The organism is uncultured Brachyspira sp. (assembly GCF_910588665.1).
Classification (GTDB): domain Bacteria; phylum Spirochaetota; class Brachyspiria; order Brachyspirales; family Brachyspiraceae; genus Brachyspira.
Genome location: NZ_CAJUPR010000051.1, coordinates 1 through 1,515, shown reverse-complemented (window position 1 = coordinate 1,515; position 1,515 = coordinate 1). Strand labels below are relative to the sequence as shown.

Genomic DNA, 1,515 nt, shown 5'->3' with positions numbered 1-1,515 from the left:
GTTTCGAACTCAATACTTTGGCCACAAAATACATTTTCTGCAGATGAAAGTCTCAAATTATTTCAAATAAACTAAAATAGAATTAAAAATTTTTTGCATTTTATTTAAACTTTTTAATACTTATTGATACTTTTTAAATGGCAATTCAAAAAGTTGTATCTATTGTTTAAATGCATATGTATAATCTTTTTATCTTCTATGCCTTATGATATTCCCAAGTGCAATTGATGCAATTACAGAAAATCCAGCAATCGAAAGTTCTTTGAACCTTTCCATTAAAGGCGAATTAGTATAAATTTCATTAAAAAAAGGTAGAAAACCAAAATGATCCTGGGCATGTGTAATTGCATCAGAACGATTTTCAGAAGACAATTTAGTACCATCTAAAGAAGGCAACAAAGAAAACAACTTATTATCGACATTTTCTCTATAAAGATGCTGTTTTGTAACGAAATCATATCCCAAATTATGATTATTTAAAACGCGTTCATTATGATAAAAAATATCATAAAGAGTTTTAAAAGGTAAATCATACATTTCTTTTCTATAATGTTCTAAATAAAAATCCAAATGTTTAGCTATTTCTTTAATTGCGTCAAACATCTCTTGTTGATTTCCACGTGCGGATCTTGAAGTATGTATATTGTCCCAATAATCATACTCTGGATTGAAAAAATAAGCTGTATTGTCATTTGAAAGTTCATGATGTAATCTTCTAAAATCATGAATATTTTCCATAGTTATTTCTGGTCTATAATTTTCAATTGTTAAATAATTAAAATATTCATGAAATGTATCTGTTGGAACATTTGCTTGAATATTATATCTCATTTCTCTTAGCAGTTGATCGCCAATGTTTGTCTTAAATTTATTTAAAATAGCCATAGATGGAGGGATATTAAATACTTGACCATTTAAACACAAAGAATGGCCTAAAAGAGCCATACTGAAAATATTATAATGAGATGAAAATTTTAAAATTTTGAAATAAAAACAACAAAAAAAAAATTCTTTAATATATGATCGATGAAATTAAAAGATATGCCAAAATTTAAAAATAAAATACAAAAATATATTTATTTATTAATAAATATTTTTTCGATTATCATTCTGAATCAATATATTCTTATTCTTATTTTTAACGTTCATTATGTATATGACATAAAATCTTAAAAAGTGTGCCATGGCACAAATAATCAGAATTGGATATTTCTGATTAATGCCTTGTGATTTCAAGAATTTATTCATTATTTTACAAATATCTGGATATGTTTTCATGTTCGAATCATATACACCGATATCTTTATTGTCATTATCGATTACTAATAATATCCAATGTTCCTCTAGTTCAGCAGGAATTAAAATAACATCATAATAATCAATTGGTTTCTTATTAAACTGTGGTGATTTACTAAGGTAATCAAAGAGAGAGTCCTCTGCTTCTTGTTTCGGATTCTCATATAGATAATAAAACCAATCAGGGGACATTAAGGCTACATGACCTATTCTTTTCAC

2 protein-coding genes are annotated in these 1,515 nt (G+C 26.1%); both read right to left on the bottom strand.

What is annotated here, in order from left to right:
• Positions 1–189 precede the first annotated feature (189 nt).
• Complete coding sequence (locus QZ306_RS10580; protein ID WP_295163671.1) at positions 190–945, bottom strand: hypothetical protein; 756 nt, start codon at positions 943–945, stop codon at positions 190–192.
• Positions 946–1,083: 138 nt separating this feature from the next.
• On the bottom strand, positions 1,084–1,515 hold a 432-nt coding region (locus QZ306_RS10575; protein WP_295163670.1), incomplete at its 5' end, for a Ulp1 family isopeptidase.